Raw genomic sequence first — 18,939 nt, 5'->3', positions numbered from 1 at the left:
CTACACCAGCTTCTTGCGAATCGCCCCTGAGATCATATCAATAATCGTAATCATGACGATGATTCCTAGTAGAATGATACCGACACGATCCCAGTTGCGGGAACTTAGTGCAAAGATTAATGGAGTACCAATCCCCCCAGCTCCGATGACACCAAGGATCGTAGCGGAGCGAACATTAATTTCGAATCGGTACAAGGTATAGGAGAGAAATCCGGGCAAGACTTGAGGAATGACGGCAAACCATAAAATTTGCATGCGATTGGCACCAGTAGCAATCAAAGCTTCAACAGGGCCATGCTCCATGTTCTCCACCTCGTCTGCGAACAACTTACCAAGCATACCAACGGAGTGCAGGCCAAGCGCTAGCACGCCGGCAAAGGAGCCGGGCCCAACGGCTTTAATAAATAGGATCGCCATGACGATTTCCGGGAATGTTCGGATGAAGCTAAGCACCATTTTACCCGAACCGGATACCCATCTAGAATTGCTCATATTGATGGCCGCCCAGAAAGCGAAGGGGACACACACAATGGTTGAGATCACGGTTCCTAATATGGAAATCGCTAAAGTATCCAGCAATCCTCGTAGTAAATCCTCACCATCCGGTAAATAAACGTAATCCCAATCGGGCGAGAAAATACCCGTTAGAATAGCCCGCGAGATTTGTCCTGCTGTTTCTTTGATGCCATGATACGGGATGCCTGCAAAGGCCCAAATGTAGACAACCACAAGGGCTACATAGATGAGCCAGCGATAGCGGCTTTTCTTTGGTTTCTGGACTCTGTCGTGCCAAGAATTCATCATAGTAATTTCTCCCGTAGTTTTGAGCTTATATAATCAATAATTAATACAATCACTAATGTGAAAATAATAATCATACTCGTCTTGTCGTATTCCAGAAATCCTAAAGTTATTTCATAGTAATGCCCGATACCACCAGCACCGACGAGCCCAAGGATTGCTGCCGCACGGACATTGATCTCAAATGTATAGAGCACATAGGATGCGAAATGCGCCTGGATTTGTGGGATGACCCCATAAAGAATTACTTGTACATAGTTAGCTCCAACCGAGGTCATGGCTTCGATCGGCCCCTGGTCAATCGTTTCTAACGCTTCGTAGGTTAGTTTGGCGATCAATCCTACTGAGAACACGGTAAGTGCAAATATTCCTGGCAAGGGTCCGAGTCCGAATATAGCAACAAAGATAGCCGCCAAGAGTAGATCCGGAATTGTCCTAATTAAATTTAGAATGAAGCGAGCAGGATAATAGATCAGGCCCCTCTTGGTGAGGTTGCTTGCACATAACAATGCCACAGGTATAGCGACAATGGCGCCAAGTGTTGTTCCTACTAAGGCCATCCGAATCGTCTCCAGCATGGCATCAAAAATATTATCGAAGTAACTCCACTTCGGCGGAAACATCTCACGTAGGAGATCCAGCATATTCGGAAGTCCATGAAACAGTTCGCTGAAGGAGGATTCAGTTTGAATCGCACTGCCCCAAAGGAGTAGGAGCAAAATGATCGCAGTTAAATAATGTTTGAATCGACTAGGCGCCTTCGGGCGCCTTAGCTCTACCTTGGTGTTCATACGGCGGCTTCCTCCAGCAATTCATCCTGCTGTATCGGGCGTCCGTAGATTTCAGCAAACACATCGTCTGTTGCTTGTTCGACAGGTCCATCAAATACGACTTCTCCGGCACGTAAACCGATAATGCGAGTGGCGTACTGTCTTGCTAAATCAATGAAATGCAGGTTTACAATCGTTGTAATCCCCAATTCCTGATTAATTCGTTTCAAGTCATCCATAACTTGTTTGGTTGTCAGGGGATCCAATGAAGCTACGGGTTCGTCTGCTAGAATGATTTTGGCTTCTTGGGCCAATACACGGGCAATGGCCACGCGTTGTTGCTGTCCTCCGGAGAGCTGATCAGCGCGGGTATAGGCTTTTTCCACAATGTTGACCCGATCCAGAGCCTGGAAGGCAAGTTCGATATCTTCCTTTGGGAACTGTCCTAATATGGTGCGCAGCGTAGAATGATAACCTACTCTCCCTGCTAAGACGTTGCGAAGAACCGTAGTGCGTTTCACTAGATTGAAGCTCTGAAAGATCATACCGATATCCCGACGAATCTTTCTAAGCTGATGCCCTGTTGCCTTTGTAATGGAGCTGCCGGAAATGACAATATCTCCTTCGGTAATATCATGAAGACGGTTGATCGAACGGAGTAAGGTAGATTTACCCGCACCAGATAGCCCGACAATTACGACGAATTCCCCTTTGGCAACGGATAAATTGATCCCATTCAGTCCTTTTGTTCCGCCAGGGTATGTTTTGGATACATTGTTTATCTCTATCACTCGGGTATCAGTCCTTTAGAGGTTATCGTATAAAATAGCAAGCCAGTCGCAGTGCAGATGCACTCCAACTGGCTATTATCGTGCTCGGTTCCATAATCACTTTGAAGGCGGAATACTTCTTAAATGGACTATTCCGTTTTTACTTTTTCGCCATATTCGCGAACGATATTAAAGATGCTGTCTTCCGATTTTACATAACCTTCATGGGAATAAATATCTTTGATAATTGCGTGGCCTGCTTCGTCATTACCAATGGCGATGAAGGCATTTTGGATCTTCTCGATCCACTCTTGACTCATATCAGAGCGAACAGAAATCGTGTCATTAGGAATGTTCTCAGTAAATGCTAGGACACGAGTATCTTCAAATACAGTCGGGTAGTCAGCTTTTACAACATTACGTGCATCTTGGAAAATAGCTGCCGCATCTACATCACCGTTCAATACAGCGAGTACACCTTGGTCATGTCCTTTTACCGTTATGGCTTGAACATCTTTAAGTGGATCAAGACCAGCTTCCATTAGCTTCCCAGCAGGCCATACAAAACCTGCAGATGAAGTTACGTTTTGGTAAGCGATACGCTTGCCTTTCAGATCAGCAATCGTTTTAATATCAGGATCTTTCTTAACGATAATCATCGATTTATAGAAATCAACCAATTGATCCGTTGGAGCACCCGTGTCATCTTGTACACCGAAACGTTGAGCTTGGAGAATGACTTCCGCAGCGCCTTTTTCCTTAGCCAATACATAAGCAGTTGGAGGAAGGAAACCGACATCTACTTTTTTGGAAGCCATAGCTTCAATAATTACGTTATAGTCAGTCGATACGCTTACTTTGACGGGAATTCCTAGTTGGTCTGTTAATAGTTTTTCAAGTGGTTTAGCTTTTGCTTCTAATGTATCTGCATTTTGGGAAGGAACAAATTGTACAGTTAAGGTTTCAGGAACATAGCCCGTTTGTTCTGGAGCAGCTGGTTCAGTAGTTTCTTTAGGGGCGTTTGTTGTGCTGCTGTTAGCGGCAGCTTCTTTGTTAGTACCATTCACTTCTGCATTAGCACCACAACCACTAAGAAATGAAATGGATAAGAATAACGGTAAAATAAATTTGGCGATTTTTCTCAAAAGGTATGACCTCCACGTTTTTTTTATTTTGAAGTACATGTTTACTATAAGAGTGGTATGTAAAATGTAGGTCATAACAATGATAACCATTTGTAAAATTTCCTAGATTTTATTTATAGTGTAATTTATCCTGATAGAATGATAGGAGTTGATGTCGTCATGGCACGCTTACTGGGACCTGTGATTTCAACTGGAGAGAGGTCAATAAGATTTAAATTTAAAATAAGCTACTAGACAACTCGGGATTAGGTGTTTATAATACACCGTAAGAACATAGCAATACCCGATAACTTCATAGAACCAGGGGTGCTGGAATTGGCCGGCTGAGATTGTATCCCACAAGATACTGACCCTTATACCTGATCTGGATAATGCCAGCGTAGGAATCGCCAACTAGCCTATGGTCCTCTTGTGACCTCTGCTATTATTGCGCCAAACCAGCGTCCTGATCATTCGGGACGCTTTTTTTAATGGGTATATTTCAAGGTAGATAGATGAAGGATTAGGGTATGGCTGACAAAAGGAGAGAAGAAATCGATGAGAATGAAGAGAGTACTGAGGTTAAGTATCATCAGCATGCTTGTTTTTGCACTCGCTGGATGCGGCAGTAATAACGGAATTTCTAAAGGGAATGAAGCGGGAAATAAGGGAACAACTCCTGGAGCACCTGCAGTTACAGAAGGTGACGCTCCAAAGGAGCTGACCAAGGTTAAGATAGCGCTCGAATGGACACCTAATACGAACCATACAGGTCTCTACGCAGCCAAGGAGCTTGGATATTTTGCAGAAGAAGGTCTGGATGTCGAAATTGTACAGCCCGGTGCAGCCGGTTCTGACACGATGGTGACATCAGGTGAAGCCGCCTTTGGCATTAGTGCCCAAGAGGGATTAACACTAGCCCGTCTACAAGGTGTACCTCTTGTATCCATAGCAACTATTATTCAACATAATACCTCGGGATTTGCCGCTCCGAAGGATAAGGGCATCAAGACGCCTAAGGATTTTGAAGGAAAAACCTACGGTGGTTGGGGTTCTCCAGCTGAAGAAGCATCCATGAAGGCGATCATGGACCCTGAAGGTGGTGATGTAAAGAAAGTTAAACTGGTGAGTATCGGGGATGCTGATTATTTTACCGCCGTGAAGCGTGATATTGATTTTGCTTGGATTTTCTATGCATGGACAGGGATCGAGGCAGAGCTACGCGGGGAACCCGTTGATATGCTGTATCTGAAGGATTACGCTCCGCAATTGGATTATTACACACCTGTCCTCATTACAAGTGAGAAGCAGATTTCCGACAACCCAGAGCTAGTTAAGGCATTCCTGAAAGCAACGTCGAAGGGTTATCAATATGCCATTGATAAGCCGGAGGAAGCCGCAGCCATTTTAACGAAAGCTGTACCTGATCTGGATGCCGAACTTGTGCTTGCAAGTCAGAAATGGCTTAGCCCGAAATACAAGGACGACGCTGCCCGTTGGGGGGAGCAAAAGCTGGAAGTATGGAAGAATTATGCCGACTGGATGTACGGGCTGAAGCTGCTAGATAAGCCGCTGGATGCTGAGAGTGCTTTTACGAATGACTTTTTACCGGATAACCAGTAATACACATATATTAAATTGAACTGAGAGGATTGATTATCATGGCAAATACACTATTAAGCATTCAAGTAATTCCTAAGACTCCGAATAACGAGGATTCCATCCCTTATGTAGATAAGGCAATTGAAGTCATTCAGAAATCAGGCGTTAAGCATCAAGTGAACCCACTGGATACGACGATGGAAGGTGAGCTTACAGAACTGCTTGAAGTCGTGCGTCAGATGCATGAAGCGTTGGTTGAAGCAGGTAGCCCAAGTTGCATTTCGCAGATCAAGATCGCTCATAACCCTAAGGGAATGAGCATGGACAAACTGACGGAGAAATACCGGCCGTGAGATCGACCTGGAAGCAAATATGGCCGCCCCTTGTGGCGGTCATATTCTTATTGACGGTTTGGCAGTTAGCCGTTTCCGTGTTTCATGTGGAAGCCTGGATTCTACCGAGTCCTCTAGACATCGCCCGGGAGTCATCTAGCAATGCCGCAGGAATTTGGGACCATACACTAGCAACGCTGCGCTTGACGCTGATTGGTTTTCCTATTGGTACGGGTGTTGGTCTGATCGTAGCTCTGCTGTTACATCTGTTACCTGGAGTCAAACGTGCTTTTTATCCACTACTTATATTGAGTCAAAATGTTCCTTCCATCGCACTAGGACCACTCCTTGTGATTTGGTTTGGATTCGGTCTGCTGCCTAAGATTGTATTGATTACGCTCGTTTGTTTCTTCCCCGTAGCTGTTGCGGCGATGGGCGGCTTAGCACAAAGTGACGGTGTCATGATGAACTATATGAAAATGGCTGGTGCAAGCAAGTGGCAAATCTTCACCAAGCTGGAGTTACCCCATTCCTTGCCTTCTTTATTCTCCGGTATAAAAATATCTGCCACCTATGCGGTTATGGGTGCTGTGGTTGCCGAGTGGATTGGTGCGGATAAAGGGATTGGATATTATATGCTCCTACAGAAGTCCGCTTATCGTACAGACCGGATGTTTGTGGCCATTGTCATCATTGTACTCCTTAGTTTGGTGCTTTTTGCGATCATCGCATTGCTGGAAAAATGGCTTGTACGCTGGAAACCACGTCGCAATTCATAGAAAGGATGGTACTTCAAATGTCTCAAGAGTCACATACAACAATTGAAACTAAAGCAGGGAAATCTCCCGTAGCACATACGGTACCACCCGCTCTTGAAGTTAGCGAAATCTCCAAATCCTTCTCACATCGTCGGCGCGAGACAAGGGTACTTCATAACGTGTCACTCACCGTGGAGCAACAGGAGTTCGTCTCAATTGTAGGCCCCTCTGGCTGCGGGAAAAGCACTCTTTTCCATATCATTGGTGGTCTCGTAGAGCCGGATGATGGAGTTATCAAAATGAATGGAAAATTCGTAACGGGTCAACGTGGCGAGATTAGCTATATGCCGCAGCAACCGGCGCTTTTCCCTTGGCGGACCATTGAGGATAACGTGCTTCTTGGCAGTGAAATCAAAGGTACGTCAAATGATCAAGCACGTGAAGTTGCTAGGCATTGGATACAGAAGGTCGGCTTAGGTGGGTTCGAACGAGCTTACCCGCATATGCTATCGGGTGGTATGCAGCAACGGGCCGCTTTCCTAAGAGCTTTACTAGCCCCGCAGGAACTCATGCTACTCGATGAGCCATTCAGCGCACTGGATGCGCTGACCCGTAGCGAAATGCAGACCTGGCTACTAGAGCTATGGGAGGAAAACCGCCGCTCGGTACTGTTTATTACTCACAACATCGAAGAGGCGTTGCTGCTCTCTAATTCTATCTATGTGTTTTCCGGTCGCCCCGGTTCAATCTTACACAAAATTGAAGTTCCATTTCCGCGGCCTCGCCGGGAAGAGATCATGGATTCTCCCGAGTTCCTGAGGCTCAAGCGCCAACTGTCGGGGTGGATGCGAGAAGAGCAAGCTAAGAACAGAACGCCACGCACTTAACCAACCCAGTCAAACACGAAAGTGTGAGGCTGGGTTTTGTTTATTTATAAATAAAGTAGATATACAGCGGAATCATCTATTCATATAATAGATAGAACTGGAATTTTAGGGGTTATTTGAAAGGTGAGGTCGGTGTCATGCTACATTGGACTGAGGGAAGAGTGTATCACCCCGGATATCGTATAAGTGTTGCTTATAACCCGGAGGAATTGCTGTCTGATCATGAAGGCGTGACATCTGTATATTGTATTATTCTGATCAAAGAAGGAACAGGGATTTTACAGATGGGAGCGAATATGTATCCCGTCATCGCCCCAGGAATGTATTGTTTTAACGATAAGGAAGCAGTACGTCTCATTACGGGGACAGCGCTGCGAGCAGAGTCACTACGATTTCGACCAAGTGTAGTTCATTATAGCCTAGATGATTTAATACAAGTTCAGCATGTTGAGGGACAGAAGATGGAAACTACGGAAGTTCAGGATTTATGGTGTATGGAGCCTTTTTTCGAACGGACGGATAGTTATCATGGAGGTATATCGCTTGATCCTTCGGTCGCCAAACATGCCGATGATCTATTTCATCAGATAGGACAAAATTTAATGCAGCAATCAGATATCAATTGGCCTTGCCGTAGCCGATCCTATCTGATGGAGTTGTTATTTCTAATTCGGCGCTTATATCAAACTACGGATTTTGTTCCGAGCGCCGTACCTCATGTCGTACCCGAGTCAGTCAAGCTAGTCATAGAATATTTACATACGAATTATAAACAGAAGATCAAACTAGATGACTTAACGGCGATATTTCATGCTAATAAAACAACCCTAAACGAGCATTTTAAGAAATCAACCGGACTTTCCCTCATCGCCTATCTCAATAAAATCAGAATGCAAATGGCAGATTCCATGCTTAGAAATACTACGTTACCAACCACGGAAATTATGGAAAGGATCGGGATTCATGATGATGCGCATTTTCTACGGAACTTTCGGAAGTACTCGGGGTATTCGCCCGCGGAGTACCGTACTAAATATTGCTGGATGCTGAACGGAACGAGTTAAGAGATCATTCCCTATTTTTAACTGTCGATTTGCAGGAAACTGCTGCTGATAAGCAGTACACGGGGGAACATAGGCTTGATACAATCTCCATGGAAAGCGGAAATAAGTTGAATGGAAAGGAGCAGTCAACTTATTATTCAAAATCTATATTGGGAGATGAATGTATGAAGTTATTTAAAGCCCTTCTGTGTACTCTTGTGATCTTACTTGCTGTAGGAGTAGGTCAGCAAACGAGTATTGCTGCTTCGTCCAAGATCGCTCGGACTTCCTCGAACATGAACGTTAAATTTTATAGTGAGTCACTAAAGAAGGACATGATTTTAAATGTTTATTTACCACCTAATTATGACTGCCAAGACAAATACCCTGTTCTGTACGTTCTGCACTCCTATAAGCTGAATGAGAACCATTGGTTCAATGATTTAAAAATTACGGAGAAGGCAGATGAATTAATTGCTAGTGGCAAAATCGAGCCGATGATCATTGTCGCTCCGAGAATCGACAACAGCTTTGGTGTTAATTCCTCTGAACTGCCAGGTTTTATTAAAGAAAGCGGTAATCCTACAGATGAAGGGGTTTTATATACTGGTAAGTATGAGGATTATGTTACAAATGATGTGGTGTCGTTCGTGGATACACATTTTAATACGATCAAGTCGCGTCAGAGTCGTTATATCGGTGGAACCTCCATGGGTGGATTCTCTGCCTTGCATATCGGTCTTCGCCATCCGCAATTGTTCAGCAAAATAGGGGGGCATTCCCCAGCTTTATTCGTTGGAGAGATGTGGGCTCCGTTAGAAAAATTGGTATACCCGACCGCAGAGGCAAGACAAAATAACGATCCTATCGCACTAGCCGCAAGTCAGAAGTTAAATAAAGTGAGCATCTATGTGGACTATGGCGATCAAGATGATTTCAAGGAAGTAGGTAAGAAGCTAGATGAAGTGCTGAAGGGGCAAAAAATAAAATCATACGAATTTCATATCAACCCGGGCGGACATCATGATGACGCCTACTGGAGTAGTCAAATGGAGAATTATCTCCAGTTTTATGGTGGTATAGATCAGGATTGAATATATAGAACGAGTCCCTTCTCACTAGGTGAGGAGGGCTTCTTTTTGGCGGGATGGTGTAACGAGTGCTTAATAGATGGCAGTAATGGATAACAGGAAATTATCCATCTAATGTAATTTGAATACTATCAGTGGGGAACTTAACTTGAACTTTGGACCTCTGTCAAAAAAGTGGACACTACCTTTAGCGAATTAAGCAGATTTCTTCTGAAACTGTGCAGCAAAACGAATCGGTGACAAGTATCCAAGCGCACCATGAATTCGCTTGCGATTGTAAAAAAACTCGATATATCGAAACAACTCGTCTTTGGCTTGTTGTTTGGTCCTAAACCTTCTGCAATAAACGAGTTCCTTCTTTAAGATGCTATGAAACGATTCAATACAAGCATTGTCGTAGCAATTTCCCTTACGACTCATGCTAGAGATCATGTTGTAGCTCTTAAGCAGTTCACGGTATTCTGTGGATGCGTACTGTGCTCCACGATCAGAATGGTGAATGAGACCTTCCTTAGGCTTCTTGGCATCGTAAGCATCCTTTAACGCCTCAAGGACTAATTCAGTTGTCATATGGTCAGCCAGTCGCCACCCCACAATCTCACGTGTGCATAAGTCCAGAACGCTTGCAAGGTATAATCGGCCCTCTCTGCACGGAATGTAGGTAATATCTGTGACCCATACCTTGCTAGGCTCCGTACTTTGAAACTGTTGGTTCAGGATGTTGGGTGCAATGGCCATATCATGATTAGAATCGGTAGTTTGTACTTTGTACTTTCTTGAAACACAAGAACGTAAACCGAGTTCTTTCATATATAGGCCTACCGTTCGTTCCGTCACGTTACACCCTTCTTTGTTCAGTAAAAATGTGATCTTTGGTGCACCATAGCGCTCTTCTGAGTCACTGAAGTGGTAACGGATCCGCTCTAACACTTGGTTTTTCCGCAGCTCTTGTTGGCTAGTCTCATGGTTTCTCAATTTGTAATAACCGCTCCGGGAAACGCTAAGTACATCGCACATCTTCTCCAATCGAAACTCGGAGCGACTATTCTCGATGAACTGAAATCTCAGTTCTTTGGTTTGCTGAAGATGTGCACTGCTTTTTTTACAATCGCTAGCTCTTCTTCTACATCCGCAATCCGACGTTCTCGTTCCTGTAACACTTGTTCCTTTTCTTTCAGTAACTGTTCAAGCTCCCGAACTCGCTCCATGTTTGCGATAGGTTCATTTTTGAATTCGCGGTACTTAGCCTTCCAGGCGTGTAAGGTCTTCGCTGAAATATCTAATTCAAGAGCCATATCCTCCATCGACTTCGTCTGCTCCTGAATGTACTTGACCGTTTCTTTCTTAAATTCTTCGTTATACCGTTTCCGTTGTTCACCCATGTGAGCACCTCCTGATAGATTCATTATCGAATTCTCTTATCGAGGTGTCCACTTTTTATTCTAGTTCTACTTCTCCCTCTAATTTGACGCCTTGAAGCAATAGTATGATAGATCAGAAGAATTAACAGGAGTTATTCCAATTAAAGTGAGTAAGGTTGGTCACCTCAACAAAATAACAGGAGAATTTCCATGTGACTTCGATCAAACAACTTGGCAATAAAGGGTTTTACTATAAATTAACGAAATAAAATATCGAAGAGAAAACAAGAAGAGAAAACAAGATGATTTCGATAATAGGGGGAGGTAAGGATGAAGAAACGATACCTGTGGATTGTAGCTGTGGTTACTTTTGCTACATTAGGAGTCTGTATTCGTCTTTTTTTCTTTCCTTCGTACGAGTCATTTACAGTAATTCAGCAAAAAGAGCTATCTAGTTCAAAGTATGGTACATATGTGTATCGAGGAATGGCTGACCAAACGATATACGATTCAAAAATCAATCGAAAACTAATAGGTAAAACACAGACAGGCGATCGAATTGTCGAACTTAAAAATGACCCTGCGAATCATTACCTCATCTTGATTTTTAATACGGAAATGCCTTGGTGGGATCTTTATGAGTTAGATACTAAAGAAGATAGCCCTAAATGAAAGAATTCAGTTATTTCAGCAAGATTCCTTAATACATACATTTAAAAAGGGAGCTCATCATGGCAAATATCAGCTTTGGAATCATGTCGGGGTTATTAATTGCAGCTACTTTATTCGGATTGCTGTCCATTGTATATACCAGTTGGAGAAACGGCATCTCACCAATGCCCTCTTCGGCGCCGGTCCGGCGTATCGTAACCTCGGAGATGAAGCGGTTTGGGGAGGTTGGTCCCATTGTTGAAGCGGGTTCGGGTTGGGGTACGCTTGCTTTGCATCTGTCAGGCCATGACTTGAACTGGCGGATCACGGGGATTGAGAACTCGCTCATTCCGTTATGGATTTCCCGCGTATCTGCTCGGCTTAGCTCTTCTGACAATGTTACTTTTTTACGGGGAGATATCTATTCTTATTCCTATGAACAAGCGAGTGTAGTCCTTTGTTATCTCTATCCAGGGGCGATGAAGAGACTAAGTCCGATCTTTCGCAAACAACTAGTTCCGGGGACAAGGATAATTAGTATTTGTTTCGCATTGCCAGAATGGGAACCTGAGGAAGTCATTGTTTGTCGAGATATGTATCGAACCAAGGTTTATATTTATCAGGTCGTGCTATAATATCAATACATGCGGTTGTATAAACACGTATTATATCTAAACTAGGAGTTGAAATTTCATGAGTGAACAATTAAATGAACAAGAGTTAGTTTATTACATTGCTAGTCATACGGATGCCAAACCCGAGAACATTCGGTTGGTACTGAAGCACGAGGCCGCTTTTATTAGCAACGCACATAAGGGCGCAAGTGATGACGTTGATATCGACAGTGATGAACTTGTTGACTATGTGCTTAGTCGATCTGATGTCAAATTAGACGAATTGACCGTAGAAACGATACTGGATCTAGAAATGGATTATTTAATGGAAAAAGGACTTGCTGGATACGTAGATTAGTAGCACAACAATAAGTTTTTAGCCCGTGCCCTTGATTCTGGGGTTGCGGGCTTTTTTTGTATATTCGTAAGGAGTACAAAAGGACCTAAAATAGGCCTGCAAAGGGTACAAATTTGACAATGTTTTGTTGGAACTGAAAAGGATTTGCTGGTTAAGTAGATTATTGTAAAAATTAGTCGGAAAGTTGCATAAATGCTGGAAATATAGTGACTTTTTTAACTACTTTACAATGGTATATTCATCTACTATGAGAAAGACTCAAATAACATAACTCGGGGATAGAACATTATGAATCAGAAAAAATAGATCGGGAGTGAAATCACTATGCGGCGTAGTAGCATTGCTACAAAAATTAGTTTGATCGTGATTGGAATTATGTTGGTATTTGCCGCAGCGATTGCGATTGTTGCCATCGAACAGATGTCAAAGGGGATTAAGACTTTTGCTGAAGAGAAGGCTAAGAGCGATCTGGGACTGGCAGGTCAATTTATCGACAGCAAATATCCAGGGGCTTGGATGATGCAAGAGGGTGATTTGTACAAGGGTAACGTGAAGATGAGTGGGAACTTTGAACTCGTTGATGATATTGGAGAGATGACGGGGGACACGGTCACAATCTTCCAAGGAGACACACGAATTGCTACAAATGTTATGAATGAAGGTGAGAGAGCGGTAGGAACAACTGTCTCTTCAGCAGTGGCTGAAGCTGTGTTGAAGAATGGACAGAAATATTATGGTGAAGCAGTTGTAGTAGGTAATACATATCAAGCGGCTTATGAGCCCATCAAGGATGCGGGCGGCGAAACTATTGGGATATTTTATGTTGGTGCTCCACAAGGTTTGATTAATAACATTATATCGTCATTTATGGTGCGGTTCTTGTGGGTTATTGTTATCTCGATTCTCATTTCGTTTGCTCTGATTGTGTTGTATATAAATAGGATGAAAAAAAGACTCAGCACACTATCCAAGGCAATGGAAAGTGCTGGGGAGGGAGACTTCACTACAGTTGTTCAGGATCTTGGTGGTGATGAGATCGGCAAGCTAGCGCTGAGCTTCAATCGAATGGGTGCCAATCTGCAGGATCTTGTTCAGCATGGATTACATGCTTCCGATAATGTATCAACTACGGCGAGTCAACTTAGACTAATAGCAGAGAAAACGACCGAAGAATCAACTAGAATTGCCACTTCCATTGAGCAGGTAGCTGTAGGAGCAGACAGTCAGACACAGAGCGCGGCGGAGAATGCTAGAGCGGTTGAGGAAATAGCCTATGGCGTGCAGAGTATAGCCGAACATGCTGTCGATGTCTCGGAAGTGATGGCACAGACTCAACAACATGCGCAAGCTGGGGGTCAGTATGTCAAGAAGACAGTGATGCAAATGGCTACTATTGATGGATCTGTTAGAGATACCGAACTCATCATCAGACAACTTGATGAGAAGTCGCGTGAAATTACAGGTATGGTTACGATGATTCAGGGGATTTCACAGCAGACGAGTCTATTAGCTCTGAATGCTTCCATCGAAGCCGCTCGGGCGGGGGAAGAGGGTAGAGGGTTTGCGGTCGTTGCTTCTGAAGTGCGGAAGTTAGCAGAACAATCGCACCAAGCCTCGGAAGTTATCGGAAATCTAATGAGTGAAGTGGACATAGACGTGAAATCCTCGTTAGCGGCGATGGTTGGAGTTATGCAAGAAGTGCAGACCGGACTAGAGCTCACGAGCATGACGGAAGAGAGCTTTGACGGGATCATCCACTCAGGCGCTCAAATGGGAGGGCGGGTTGAGCACCTTGCTGCTACGGCAGAGCAGATGTCCGCAGGTATAGAGCAAATTTCTGCTTCGGTTACGATGATTGCAGAAATTGCTCAAGTTACCAGCTCAAGCTCCCAACAGGTGGTGACGGCAACAGTAAAACAATTAACAGCGATTGAGGAGATGGATTCTTCTTCTATTGCTCTGTCAACGGCGGCGGTTGAATTGCAAACTGCGCTAAGGAAATTTAAGGTATAGACTTGAATTAGACGACATACTCTTCTTGTTTTTCGGCAAACCGGTCGATAAGCGAATCTCTGCTCAAGACAAGTCTCATCGGAATGAGCTTCTCTGCGTGTGGGTCGATTCGCTCTCGACTGCTTGGATGGAATACACTTAGCAATATACGTAAATACGAAGTAGTGAGCGCTCGAAATTTTCCTCCTTCTAGAGGGTGAATCTCAAAACCTAATCCATGGATAATGCCCCTATGAAGCAAAGTAATGCCTTGTAGGGCCTTGACCTGGCTAAGCTGCGGGTCTGTGATTACTTCAGCGCAAATTTCTCGCAATGAGACACGTGCCATTCGAGCAACGGATAGCGCGACTCGGTTGGCTCCCTTGGCCTGTAGCATATGTAATATTTTATGATTATCTAAATGAAGCTCCCCTACCCAATCTCCTGATTGAATGATAGTTCCATCCTCGCATAGAATGTCTTTCCCGTGATATTCCGTCACGAACATTTTACATATACCAAAATGTCCTGAATAACTCGACCTGAGCGAGGTCGACCATTCAAATACACGTTCCCACCCCATCCATACCCCTTGTATGGCACGTTTATAACGCGAAGTAGTCTTCATTAAGTAATCCTCACCTTTAGTAAAAGTATGCCAACTGAGAAGTACTTTCTGTTCATGTGAACATGGCTATGTTTTTCAGTATACAGGAGAAATCATGTAATAAATACCGGCTTTTGTCATATTTGCTGCTAGCCTCTAGTCTAGTGGGCTTACTAGACCTTTAGTTACGGGAAAATACACAGAAGTATTATTTTTCCAAAAAAATACTTATTGTGCGCTATAACTATATAGTAGAATGGATTTATTATTAGGAATGGAAATTGGAGGTATTAAATGAAGGATTTTAGGGAGACTCTATTTTCAATTCAAGAAAGCCAGAACAAGCTTATTAAGGAGTATCAGATCCTTATTGCGGAATATGAATCCCATGATCTCCTCCGTGAGAATGAAGTGATTCGTAAAAAGGTGGAGGAGTACAAGGAACGCATAGCGATGTTACAGACCAAACTTCACCAACTGGAGTCAGAGAATGGCGGACTACGGCAGGCGCTTACGGAACAAATTATCGATGAGAAAATGAATATTATTAAGGTGTCGCGTGAGAAGTTGAATACATACTTTGGAGCAAAGCAAGGCGCTCACATGAACCGGCTAGAGGCAGTGGAGAATAAGGTTAAGAATGACATTCATCATTTGTACAGACGGGCTGAGCTTCATTTGAACGAAGGTAAGGAGCAAGTCAACTCAAAGTTAGCAGCCGTTTCTACCGAGCTGGATCAACGAATATGGCATCACCGTCAGCAACTTCAGGATATGGAGAAGAAAGTTGGGCAGGACAGTTCGAATGCACTGGATCAACTGCAATCGGAGGAAGTCAGCGAGGAAACCATGCAGCGTAGAATCAAGCAGAATCAAATTGAAATGAAGATCGGATTGAACTGGATTAATAAAATCGCAATCTTGCTCATTATTCTTGCGGTAGGCTCAGCCTTCAAGTTCTCATATTCCGAATGGTTCAACGGTTATATGAAGGGTAGCACCTTCTTCCTATTGGGTGCGCTGATGCTTGCAGGTGGAGAATGGCTATTCCGCAAGGGCAAAGAAACTTTCGCCTTAGGTTTGCTAGGTGGTGGGATATCCGTATTGTATGGATCGATTTTCTACAGCTATTTCTTGTTAGAGATTATTGGTATCTATACGGGCTTAGGTCTATCTGTGCTGGTGACATTAACGGGCGTGCTGTTATCGCTAAGATATCAGTCGCGAACCATTTGTTCATTGGCTTTGGTTGGCGGTTACATTCCGTTATTCTCCTATATGCAGGCGTTTGGTCTTCATGGGAATGCCGTGTACATCGCTATGGTCTATTTACTTCTATTGAATGGCTTCATCTTATTGATTTCATTAAGAAAACGCTGGGTTATCGTCAATTACATCAGTTTTCTATTTAATGTACCTTCCATGTTGGCGTTAGTGTGGCGGGGGGATAGTGAATCTATAAGCATGGTATATGCTGTGATTACATTCCTAATGTATCTTGGAATCACGTTATGGTATCCATTCAAATACCGTTCCAAGTTATCCTGGTGGGATTTCTCGCTACTGGCCCTCAATACGATGTTCAGCTGTGGAACGCTGTATGCATTGTTGGCTGACGCAGGATTAAGTGATTTCAAGGGTTTATTAGCCCTGATCTTCTGTCTGATTTATATGGGGCTAGGGCGACTTGCGCTTAAGTATTTGGAGCAAGAGAAGGAGACGAGGTTATTATTCTATGGGACCTCGCTTACGTTCGCACTACTCATGATTCCGTTCCAGTTTGGTATTCAATGGGTGGCCCTGGGATGGTTAATTGAAGGCATTATATTGACGGTATTCGGTAATAGAAATTCCTTGAAGCAGCTGGAGCGAGTGGGTTGGGGGATTATCGGACTTTGTCTGGGAGCCTTTATCCTTATTGATCTAAGTAGTTATCTACTCTTGGATAGGGGAGCCTTCAATTTAAAATACAGCTCTATCTCCATTGGTATGCTAATCATTACGTTATATTATGCGATTCGTCATCAGGACAAGGAAGCGTTCCTGAATAAGAAGCCATTCGAGAATACAATCATCAACGTATTTAAATATGTGACACTCGCCAACGTATGGTTCTATCTATTGTTTGAGATGGGGCGGGTTTATCAAACGTTGGTCCCGAGAGATTTCGCTCAATATGGTTTTTACAGGACACTACTCATCGCATTCATCACGATGATGCTTGCTTATTCGTTGACAAAGGTTAGCGTGCTGTATGATCGACTGGTCAAATACTATTGTCTGTTTCTCAATGTAGTGGGCTACTTCTTCTGTCTTTGCGTTACTTTATTCATACCAACACTGCACTCGAACTACAGTCAAAATTCAGTAGCTGATTATCTGGCATTGGTTGTATTGATTGGAATTAACGTATTTGTATTCATTAGTGGGCGGGATTTGGTCATTGCGTTAATTCGTAGGGAGTTTAAGAGTATAGAACTGTATCCCACTATTTTAGGAATTTATCTGCTGGCTATTCTTACCGTATTTTTGAGTATCCAATTACGACTTGGTGATATCGCATTAGTATTTAGCATGGCATATTTATTACTGTCCATCGCCTATATCATGTATGGCTTCCGCAACAGATACGTGTATATAAGGCGTATAGGGCTAGGGTTGACGTTATTTTCCACGGGGAAATTGCTGTTGTATGATCTTAGCTTTTTAACCACAGGTGGCAAGATGATTGCCTATTTCTGCTTCGGACTGGTGCTACTTGGTATATCCTATCTCTATCAGAGAGTATCAAGCAGATTGGGGGAGACTCATGAGGATACGGGAGTGGATTCGCAAGGGTAGCCTGTTAGCTGGCGCCGGTGCGATCTTGGTAGGATGTCTGTTCTTCAATGTAGGCGGGGGGATGAACGTAGGGGCTGCTGAACAAGATGGGGCACAGAACTTTCGTTTCTCCAAACCGCTAGATTTCAAGGATGCCAGCGGCCTATACCGGGCCGTGTTTCTAGATGAGCAAGTGTATGCGGGAGCTTCGCAAGATTTAAATGATCTTCGGATCGTGAACGAGCAGGGGCAGTTTGTGCCTTATTATATTGATAACGGATATAGCGAGTCTGCGGAAGATCGTGTAACATATACGACCGAATTACTGGGTGAAGTCAAGAAGGAGAAAGATGACTCGGTATTTGATTTCGAAGTTACCCCGTTAGGGAAGAACGTAGATATCCGGGGGAATAGCCTAAAGGTATCACTGCCGAATGAGAATTTCTTGAAGCATGTAGAAGTTTACGGGAGTTATGACAGTATAGGCTGGGAACGGTTGAAGATGGATGATCTTTATCGGATCGACTCGCTGACGAAGGACACCATTGAGCTGGATGATAAGTATTCATTTCGTTATTACCGTTTGAAAGTGCTGAATAATGTAGAGGGTTTATCGTTCCCACAAATGCAATTGAGTAACGTTATTTCTGATCTACAGTGGCGGGACTTTCAGAGGAGTGGAACGCCAAAGTATGAAATGAAACAGGAAGATGGGTTTACGGATATTATCATTCAGAATCCAAATCATTTAAGGATCAAACGAGTACAACTTACGGCCGCTGGGAACTTTACACGCACATATGAACTTATGGATTCAGAAGGAAAGACCATTGAAGCAGAAAACATACCAGAACTGTTCAGTATGGACTTCAAAGACGTAAGAATTGCCGACACCACAATAACTGCAATTTTCCCAACTACTACGCCTGCATTCACAATTAGAATTAACAATCAGGATGATCCACCTTTGGACATATCAGATATTTCAATTGAATATAAGCTTAATAAGTTGGTATTTGAGGATAAGGGAACTGGACCATACCGATTGTTATATGGAAACGGCACTGTAGTTAAGCCACAGTATGATATCGTGAAGTTTCGAAGTCATATTGAGCAAGAGGATATGGTAATAGGAACATTGGGAGAAGAAACGACTTTATCCGTGGTAACAGATGATAACATACCTGCACGGGAAGGGTTCGCAACGAAACCGTGGTTTAGCGGAGTGATTATTGTGATCTCAGTGGTGTTGATCGGATTACTTGCCCAAAAGCTTAGGAAAACATCCTAAGAGAAGTAAGCAGATGAAGCTTTAATTAGAAGAGACATCCCATTAGTATAACGGGATGTCTTCTTTA

Annotated in this window: 19 protein-coding genes and 1 riboswitch; of the genes, 12 read left to right on the top strand and 7 right to left on the bottom strand. The window is 43.5% G+C overall.

The features are described from left to right. From phnE (NST85_RS27365) to NST85_RS27350, 4 genes are all read right to left on the bottom strand, one after another. Positions 1-801, bottom strand: a complete 801-nt coding sequence (gene phnE, locus NST85_RS27365; protein ID WP_246054380.1) for a phosphonate ABC transporter, permease protein PhnE — start codon at positions 799-801, stop codon at positions 1-3. Beyond that, positions 801-1,592: a phosphonate ABC transporter, permease protein PhnE gene (phnE, locus tag NST85_RS27360; protein ID WP_341190905.1), complete on the bottom strand. Its 792-nt coding sequence runs from the start codon at positions 1,590-1,592 to the stop codon at positions 801-803. Before phnE (NST85_RS27360) ends, phnE (NST85_RS27365) begins: the two co-directional genes overlap by 1 nt. After that, positions 1,589-2,362: a phosphonate ABC transporter ATP-binding protein gene (phnC, locus tag NST85_RS27355; RefSeq protein ID WP_127194134.1), complete on the bottom strand. Its 774-nt coding sequence runs from the start codon at positions 2,360-2,362 to the stop codon at positions 1,589-1,591. Before phnC ends, phnE (NST85_RS27360) begins: the two co-directional genes overlap by 4 nt. A 128-nt stretch (positions 2,363-2,490) precedes the next feature. Next, positions 2,491-3,525 carry a phosphate/phosphite/phosphonate ABC transporter substrate-binding protein gene (locus NST85_RS27350; protein ID WP_425464363.1) on the bottom strand — a complete coding sequence of 345 codons (1,035 nt, stop codon included), beginning with the start codon at positions 3,523-3,525 and terminating at the stop codon, positions 2,491-2,493. A 253-nt stretch (positions 3,526-3,778) separates the two neighbouring features. Next, a riboswitch (TPP riboswitch) is annotated at positions 3,779-3,889 on the top strand. Between the two features lie 134 nt (positions 3,890-4,023). Here NST85_RS27350 and NST85_RS27345 point away from each other — a divergent pair. From NST85_RS27345 to NST85_RS27320, 6 genes are all read left to right on the top strand, one after another. Continuing rightward, positions 4,024-5,088, top strand: coding sequence for an ABC transporter substrate-binding protein (locus NST85_RS27345; RefSeq protein WP_341190904.1), 1,065 nt, complete (start codon positions 4,024-4,026; stop codon positions 5,086-5,088). A 38-nt stretch (positions 5,089-5,126) separates the two neighbouring features. Then, positions 5,127-5,420, top strand: a complete 294-nt coding sequence (locus NST85_RS27340) for a thiamine-binding protein (RefSeq protein ID WP_127194137.1) — start codon at positions 5,127-5,129, stop codon at positions 5,418-5,420. After that, positions 5,417-6,178: an ABC transporter permease gene (locus tag NST85_RS27335; RefSeq protein WP_127194138.1), complete on the top strand. Its 762-nt coding sequence runs from the start codon at positions 5,417-5,419 to the stop codon at positions 6,176-6,178. The genes NST85_RS27340 and NST85_RS27335 overlap by 4 nt, the downstream gene beginning before the upstream one ends. A gap of 17 nt (positions 6,179-6,195) precedes the next feature. Further along, on the top strand, positions 6,196-7,044 hold the full coding sequence (locus NST85_RS27330) for an ABC transporter ATP-binding protein (RefSeq protein WP_341190903.1): 849 nt from the start codon (positions 6,196-6,198) through the stop codon (positions 7,042-7,044). A gap of 137 nt (positions 7,045-7,181) precedes the next feature. Then, entirely contained in the window at positions 7,182-8,108 is a 927-nt protein-coding gene (locus NST85_RS27325) for a helix-turn-helix transcriptional regulator (protein WP_127194140.1), read from the top strand. A 164-nt stretch (positions 8,109-8,272) separates the two neighbouring features. Continuing rightward, complete coding sequence (locus NST85_RS27320; RefSeq protein WP_170220268.1) at positions 8,273-9,181, top strand: alpha/beta hydrolase; 909 nt, start codon at positions 8,273-8,275, stop codon at positions 9,179-9,181. A gap of 192 nt (positions 9,182-9,373) precedes the next feature. Here NST85_RS27320 and NST85_RS27315 read toward each other — a convergent pair whose 3' ends face one another. Beyond that, entirely contained in the window at positions 9,374-10,231 is an 858-nt protein-coding gene (locus tag NST85_RS27315; protein ID WP_341191174.1) for an IS3 family transposase, read from the bottom strand. Between the two features lie 11 nt (positions 10,232-10,242). Beyond that, complete coding sequence (locus tag NST85_RS27310) at positions 10,243-10,560, bottom strand: transposase (RefSeq protein ID WP_341190902.1); 318 nt, start codon at positions 10,558-10,560, stop codon at positions 10,243-10,245. Positions 10,561-10,869: 309 nt separating this feature from the next. Here NST85_RS27310 and NST85_RS27305 point away from each other — a divergent pair, with 309 nt between their 5' ends. The 4 genes from NST85_RS27305 to NST85_RS27290 all read left to right on the top strand — a co-directional run bounded on the left by NST85_RS27305 (position 10,870) and on the right by NST85_RS27290 (position 14,175). Then, positions 10,870-11,211: a hypothetical protein gene (locus NST85_RS27305; RefSeq protein ID WP_127193718.1), complete on the top strand. Its 342-nt coding sequence runs from the start codon at positions 10,870-10,872 to the stop codon at positions 11,209-11,211. A 59-nt stretch (positions 11,212-11,270) separates the two neighbouring features. Then, on the top strand, positions 11,271-11,825 hold the full coding sequence (locus tag NST85_RS27300; RefSeq protein WP_246054291.1) for a class I SAM-dependent methyltransferase: 555 nt from the start codon (positions 11,271-11,273) through the stop codon (positions 11,823-11,825). 58 nt (positions 11,826-11,883) lie between these two features. Continuing rightward, positions 11,884-12,162, top strand: coding sequence for a hypothetical protein (locus NST85_RS27295; protein WP_127193717.1), 279 nt, complete (start codon positions 11,884-11,886; stop codon positions 12,160-12,162). Positions 12,163-12,486: 324 nt separating this feature from the next. Next, complete coding sequence (locus NST85_RS27290; RefSeq protein WP_127193716.1) at positions 12,487-14,175, top strand: methyl-accepting chemotaxis protein; 1,689 nt, start codon at positions 12,487-12,489, stop codon at positions 14,173-14,175. A 7-nt stretch (positions 14,176-14,182) separates the two neighbouring features. Here NST85_RS27290 and NST85_RS27285 read toward each other — a convergent pair whose 3' ends face one another. Then, on the bottom strand, positions 14,183-14,782 hold the full coding sequence (locus tag NST85_RS27285) for a YkoP family protein (protein WP_341190901.1): 600 nt from the start codon (positions 14,780-14,782) through the stop codon (positions 14,183-14,185). 273 nt (positions 14,783-15,055) lie between these two features. Between NST85_RS27285 and NST85_RS27280 the strand changes: the two genes are divergently transcribed. Both NST85_RS27280 and NST85_RS27275 read left to right on the top strand, forming a co-directional pair. Then, complete coding sequence (locus NST85_RS27280; RefSeq protein ID WP_127193714.1) at positions 15,056-17,602, top strand: DUF2339 domain-containing protein; 2,547 nt, start codon at positions 15,056-15,058, stop codon at positions 17,600-17,602. Then, on the top strand, positions 17,571-18,872 hold the full coding sequence (locus NST85_RS27275; protein ID WP_127193713.1) for a DUF3999 family protein: 1,302 nt from the start codon (positions 17,571-17,573) through the stop codon (positions 18,870-18,872). Before NST85_RS27280 ends, NST85_RS27275 begins: the two co-directional genes overlap by 32 nt. The last annotated feature ends 67 nt before the right edge of the window (positions 18,873-18,939 follow it).

It is taken from the genome of Paenibacillus sp. FSL K6-2524, from assembly GCF_038005525.1.
GTDB lineage: Bacteria > Bacillota > Bacilli > Paenibacillales > Paenibacillaceae > Fontibacillus > Fontibacillus anaericanus.
The sequence above is the reverse complement of the archived record's forward strand: the minus strand, read 5'-3'. Positions and strand labels throughout refer to the sequence as shown.

Coding starts and splice junctions, on each gene's coding strand:
- phnE (WP_246054380.1), bottom strand. CDS start 801: ATGAATTCTTGGCACGACAGAGTCCAGAAACCAAAGAAAAGCCGCTAT.
- phnE (WP_341190905.1), bottom strand. CDS start 1,592: ATGAACACCAAGGTAGAGCTAAGGCGCCCGAAGGCGCCTAGTCGATTC.
- NST85_RS27350 (WP_425464363.1), bottom strand. CDS start 3,525: ATGTACTTCAAAATAAAAAAAACGTGGAGGTCATACCTTTTGAGAAAA.
- NST85_RS27345 (WP_341190904.1), top strand. CDS start 4,024: ATGAGAATGAAGAGAGTACTGAGGTTAAGTATCATCAGCATGCTTGTT.
- NST85_RS27340 (WP_127194137.1), top strand. CDS start 5,127: ATGGCAAATACACTATTAAGCATTCAAGTAATTCCTAAGACTCCGAAT.
- NST85_RS27330 (WP_341190903.1), top strand. CDS start 6,196: ATGTCTCAAGAGTCACATACAACAATTGAAACTAAAGCAGGGAAATCT.
- NST85_RS27325 (WP_127194140.1), top strand. CDS start 7,182: ATGCTACATTGGACTGAGGGAAGAGTGTATCACCCCGGATATCGTATA.
- NST85_RS27320 (WP_170220268.1), top strand. CDS start 8,273: ATGAAGTTATTTAAAGCCCTTCTGTGTACTCTTGTGATCTTACTTGCT.
- NST85_RS27310 (WP_341190902.1), bottom strand. CDS start 10,560: ATGGGTGAACAACGGAAACGGTATAACGAAGAATTTAAGAAAGAAACG.
- NST85_RS27305 (WP_127193718.1), top strand. CDS start 10,870: ATGAAGAAACGATACCTGTGGATTGTAGCTGTGGTTACTTTTGCTACA.
- NST85_RS27300 (WP_246054291.1), top strand. CDS start 11,271: ATGGCAAATATCAGCTTTGGAATCATGTCGGGGTTATTAATTGCAGCT.
- NST85_RS27295 (WP_127193717.1), top strand. CDS start 11,884: ATGAGTGAACAATTAAATGAACAAGAGTTAGTTTATTACATTGCTAGT.
- NST85_RS27290 (WP_127193716.1), top strand. CDS start 12,487: ATGCGGCGTAGTAGCATTGCTACAAAAATTAGTTTGATCGTGATTGGA.
- NST85_RS27285 (WP_341190901.1), bottom strand. CDS start 14,782: ATGAAGACTACTTCGCGTTATAAACGTGCCATACAAGGGGTATGGATG.
- NST85_RS27280 (WP_127193714.1), top strand. CDS start 15,056: ATGAAGGATTTTAGGGAGACTCTATTTTCAATTCAAGAAAGCCAGAAC.
- NST85_RS27275 (WP_127193713.1), top strand. CDS start 17,571: ATGAGGATACGGGAGTGGATTCGCAAGGGTAGCCTGTTAGCTGGCGCC.